Genomic DNA, 4,595 nt, shown 5'->3' with positions numbered 1-4,595 from the left:
TCCCGAAGGACCGGGCGGCCATTCTCCTTGAGCCATCAGCGGCAACCTCGCATCAGCCACACCCGGTCCTCCCGGACCGCCAACATTCTTAAGGATCTCGTATGACGACCGAGCTGACGCCGCTCTACCCGCAGCTGCCGGACAACGCGTTGATCGTGCTGATCGGCGCCTCCGGGGCGGGGAAGACGACGCTCGCGAACACCTGGCCCGCCTTCCAGGTCCTCTCGCTGGACGCCCTGCGCGGCTGGGTGAGCGATGACGAGGGCTGCCAGGAAGCCAGCGACGACGCCGTCGACGTCCTGCACCTGCTGGTGGAGCGCCGGATGGCCCGTCGGCGCAACACGGTCGTCGACGCGACGAACGTGTCCAGCGCCGCCAGGGCCCCGCTGGTCGCCGCCGCCAAGCGCCACGGCATGCCCGTGATCGCGGTGGTCCTGGCGACGCCGGAGGACGTGTGCCTGGCCCGGCAGGTCCCGCGTCCGGACAACCGGACCGTGCCCGACGACACCGTCCGCGCGCAGCACAAGGCCCGGGTCCACTCCCACCAGTCGCTGCGCGGGGAGGGATTCAACGAGGTCCTCTTCGCGGAGAGCCTCTGCCGCCTGGAGCCGTTCCTGCGGCGGCTGAGCGAGACCCGCGACGCCGACCTCGGGCTGGACGGCAGCGACGGCCTGGGCAGCCTGCTCCTGGTCCGCCGCATCTTCGGCCTCGAGATCCTCCCGCTGTGGCAGTGGAAGGACGGCTCCGACGTCGCCGGCGGCGACCGCGTCGCGGAGATCCGCCTCGGTCAGCTGTACCTCACCCTCGCCCTGCGCCAGGACGTCGACGGAGAGGGCGACTACGGCTTCGACGTCATGGTCCCCTGCCCCTTCGACTCCGAGTGCAGCGGCTACGCCTGGGTGCCGGCCTACAGCGTCAGCTGCCTCCACCGCGCTCTCACCGGCCAGCTGGACAACCACGAAGACATCGTCTGCACCGTCCACGGCAGCTTCGGCCTCGACGACGTCGACCAGGAGGCCGACGACCACGACCAGGACGACGACCCCGAAGGCCGCGCCGACCTCGAGGCGCAGTACGCGGACGCGGTCCGCGCGTGAGCCGCGCAGCCCAAGGCCCGCACCCGCTCACCCCGGCCGAACTCCCGGCCGGGGATGAGTGGTGGCACGGCTGCCGGGACTGTCACCTGCCGATCCAGGGCGGGGCCGCCGGCCTCGCCGCGCACCGCAGCACCGTCCACACCAGCGCCGGTGACCCCCGGCACCCGATCACGATCCACCTGGAGTTCTGACCCGCCCTCACCGGCGTGATGGACGCTCCGTGCCCCCCCGGCTCCGATCGACGGAGGCCGGGGCGGTCGCGGTGGTCCCTCAACCCCGAGCACGAGAGGAGCTGGACGTCATGCACCTGCGCTTGCGCATCTATGAGGTGGACGTCCCGATACACGACACCAACCACCCCGACCGGCGCGGCGTGCACGTCTTCACCGGCGTCGCCGACTCCCCCGCCGCGGCCCTGCGCCGCGCGCACGAGGCGTACGACGCCGCGCTCGCCGCGCAGCAGACCGGACTCGAGAACCCCGGCAAGCAGCCGGACAGCTGGGGAGCGCGCGGGCTTCGGCCCGGCTGGCAGATGGAGTGGCCCGCCGCGACGGCCGGCCTCTGGCACAACCCCGTGAGCTGGACCACCCGCAGCGACTTCGCGCTGTAGCTCCGCCCCGGGACAGCCGCTGTGCTTGGCGGCTAGACGGCTGTCCCGGGCCCATCCATCCCGTACGAGGCGAGACGGAGAACCCAAGTATGTCGTCCCTCCTGCGCATTCACGGCCGGATCGGCCAGCGCACCCTCCTACCGACGACCGCCGCCATGCGGTTGACCGGGCGGGGGCGAGCCGCATGAGCCTCGCCACCCTGCCCGAAGGCGACTGGATCCGCGGCATCACGATCCGCCAGCCCTGGGCCACATGCATCCTCGAGGGCAAGAACCCGGAGACAGGCCGGTGCACTGGCCGTGGGAGGGCTGGGTCCTCATCCACGCCGGGAAGAAGAAGCCGGAGCCCGCCGTGCTGCGCGACCCGCTGGTCGCCACCGCGATCCGCGGCCGCGAACTGCACCTGGGCGCGGTCATCGGCGTCGCCCGTCTCACCGGCTGCCACCTGGACCAAGGACCGGAGAGGTGCCCGAGCCCCTGGGCGGAGCGCGGCGCGCACCACCTGGTCCTCGAGGACGTCCAGGAGCTCGCCCTGCCCGTGAACGCTACGGGCGCGCTCCCGGCCTGGAAACCGTCGGCGGGCCTGGTGGCGCAGGTGTTCCAGCAGCTGCCCGACTTCCGGCCGTGACCCGCACGGGACGCAAGAAGGAGAAGCTGCCGTTCGAGCCGGGCCTGATCCCCGCTCCCGGCGAGCTTCTCGTCTGGCGCGACGGCCAGCACTTCGACCGCTGGCAGGACCTCCCCTGCACGCTGTGCGGCCAGCCCACGCCCATGCGCTCCCACTCAAGGGAGCCAGTTCACAAGGCCTGCGCTGAGGACTGGATCGCCGCCAACCCCGCTGAGGCCCGCCTCGGGCGGTTCGCCTCCGACCTCATGCCGAAGCCCAAGTCCAAGGGCCAAGGCGACCACTCCTGACCTCCACCTGGAGGACCACCTATGAGCAGCACCGACCGCGACGTCGACCACGCCCTCGCCTACCCCGAGCCGCCCGCGTCCCCACTCTGGCATCGGAACGGCGCGAAGGCCCGGCCGCTCACACCCGCCCAACAGCGGCGCAACCGCGAGTTGCTGGACATCGCCCAGCGCACCACCCGAGACGCGATACCTGCGGGTCCTTCCCAAGGTGAACCAGGTGCCCAGCCGCCTCGACCACGGCTCGCCGCATGTCTACATCAAGGAGGTCGACAGCACCGAACGAAGGATCAACCAGAGCCTCGTGGAGGATGACGCCTTCTGGGCCTGGGCGATCATCGAGACGCTACGGCACACCGGAGTTCGCGCCGAAGAACTGACCGAGCTCACCCACCTCGCGCTGGTCTCCTACAAACTGCCCGACACCAACGAAGTCGTCCCGCTCCTCCAGATCGTTCCCTCCAAGAGCAACGAGGAACGGCTACTGCTGGTCAGCCCCGAACTGGCCAGCGTCCTGGCCACGATCATCAAGCGCCTGCGCGACGCCAACGGCGGGAAGGTCCCGCTGATCTCCCGCTACGACTCACACGAGCGCGTCACGGGCCCCCAGCTGCCGCACCTGTTCCAGCGCCGCCCTTACTGGCAGCCGCAGGTCATGAGCGAAGCCGGTATCAAGCGCGCTCTGGACCGGACCCTGGAGGCCACCGGACTACGCGACCATGCCGGCGAGCCACTGCGCTATACACCGCACGACTTCCGAAGGATGTTCGCGACCGAGGCCGTCACCGGCGGACTGCCCGTTCACATCGCAGCCCGCATCCTCGGTCACAAAACGCTGACCACCACCCAGGCATACCTCGCCGTCTTCCAGGACGACCTGGTACGCACCTACCGAGGCTTCCTCGACCGGCGCCGGGCCGAGCGCCCCCAAGAGGAATATCGCGAGCCGACCGCGGCGGAGTGGCACGACTTCCAACAGCACTTCGAGCTCCGCAAGGTCTCCCTCGGCACCTGCGGGCGCCCCTATGGCACCCCCTGCAAGCACGAACACGCCTGCATTCGCTGCCCCGTTCTCCAGATGGACCCCCGCCAGCGGCCCCGCCTCATCGAGATCATCCAGAACCTTCGCGAGCGCATCACCGAAGCCCGCGGGAACGGCTGGCTCGGCGAGGTCGAAGGACTCCAGGTCAGTTTCGACGCCGCGATGGCCAAGCTCAACAGCCTCAAGAACAGCCGCACCGACGGGCGTCCCCAACTGGTCGACCTTGGCATTCCCGTCTTCACCGACACCACGAGCGAACCCCAATCAGAAACAGGAGACCCCCGCTTTGCACTCGATACGCCTGATCTCGTTCGGCTACCTTCACCTGCCGACGGACCCGACGCAGGCCGATCCCGCCGGCCGCTGACCGCATCGAAGACGCTCGGGGCCGACTCCGTAACCCGGCAGCCGCCCGCGACCTCCTGGACCTCGACGGCTTCCACCCTCTACGCATTCTTCGAGCGGGTACTGAGGTTCCAATCGGCATGCGCGCGGTTTGCGACGCTCACGAGAACTGATCGAAGGGCTTCACGGTTCCGGCCCCGCCCTTTCATGGCATGACAGTTGGGGCATAGCGCGACCATCTGCACCGGGTGATCACGGCCACCAGCGGCGATCTCAACGACATGGTCGACCTCGAGGATGGGCTGCCCGCCGTCGGTAACATCGGTCGGCTGGCCTCCGCATGTTGGATTTTCGCACCGTCCCTGGCACCGAAGAAGAACAGCTTTTCTAGCGTCTATCAGCCGAACCGGGCGATTGCTGGTCTGCGCTGTGCGGCGGCCCTGCGTTGCTTCTTCCTGCCGCTCGATCGACTTGACGAGCTTCCGGTACTGGGTCCAGGGCTTCGGCATAGTCAGACCTCGTCCTTTTTGATCATGTGAGGCCGAGATGGGCGAGGGTGCGGGTTTGGTCCCTGGCTGTGTGGCGGAGGC

Annotated in this window: 6 protein-coding genes and 1 pseudogene; 6 read left to right on the top strand and 1 reads right to left on the bottom strand. The window is 69.3% G+C overall.

What is annotated here, in order from left to right:
- Positions 1-101 precede the first annotated feature (101 nt).
- The 6 genes and pseudogenes from ABT300_RS41635 to ABT300_RS41610 all read left to right on the top strand — a co-directional run bounded on the left by ABT300_RS41635 (position 102) and on the right by ABT300_RS41610 (position 4,221).
- Positions 102-1,097 carry an AAA family ATPase gene (locus tag ABT300_RS41635; protein WP_351687701.1) on the top strand — a complete coding sequence of 332 codons (996 nt, stop codon included), beginning with the start codon at positions 102-104 and terminating at the stop codon, positions 1,095-1,097.
- Positions 1,094-1,288, top strand: coding sequence for a hypothetical protein (locus ABT300_RS41630; protein WP_351687698.1), 195 nt, complete (start codon positions 1,094-1,096; stop codon positions 1,286-1,288). The genes ABT300_RS41635 and ABT300_RS41630 overlap by 4 nt, the downstream gene beginning before the upstream one ends.
- A gap of 116 nt (positions 1,289-1,404) precedes the next feature.
- Positions 1,405-1,707, top strand: a complete 303-nt coding sequence (locus ABT300_RS41625; RefSeq protein ID WP_351687707.1) for a hypothetical protein — start codon at positions 1,405-1,407, stop codon at positions 1,705-1,707.
- Between the two features lie 184 nt (positions 1,708-1,891).
- Positions 1,892-2,334: pseudogene (locus tag ABT300_RS41620) on the top strand (ASCH domain-containing protein).
- On the top strand, positions 2,331-2,621 hold the full coding sequence (locus ABT300_RS41615) for a hypothetical protein (protein WP_351687695.1): 291 nt from the start codon (positions 2,331-2,333) through the stop codon (positions 2,619-2,621). Before ABT300_RS41620 ends, ABT300_RS41615 begins: the two are co-directional and overlap by 4 nt.
- A gap of 217 nt (positions 2,622-2,838) precedes the next feature.
- The gene (locus ABT300_RS41610) at positions 2,839-4,221 is read left to right on the top strand and encodes a tyrosine-type recombinase/integrase (protein ID WP_351687692.1); all 1,383 of its coding nucleotides are present in this window, start codon (positions 2,839-2,841) and stop codon (positions 4,219-4,221) included.
- Here the strand turns inward: ABT300_RS41610 and ABT300_RS41605 are convergent.
- Positions 4,107-4,514 carry an HNH endonuclease gene (locus ABT300_RS41605; RefSeq protein WP_351687704.1) on the bottom strand — a complete coding sequence of 136 codons (408 nt, stop codon included), beginning with the start codon at positions 4,512-4,514 and terminating at the stop codon, positions 4,107-4,109. The genes ABT300_RS41610 and ABT300_RS41605 overlap by 115 nt on opposite strands.
- Positions 4,515-4,595 lie beyond the last annotated feature (81 nt).

The organism is Streptomyces sp. NPDC001027 (genome assembly GCF_040299045.1).
In the GTDB taxonomy this organism is placed as follows: Bacteria; Actinomycetota; Actinomycetes; order Streptomycetales; family Streptomycetaceae; genus Streptomyces.
The sequence above is the reverse complement of the archived record's forward strand: the minus strand, read 5'-3'. Positions and strand labels throughout refer to the sequence as shown.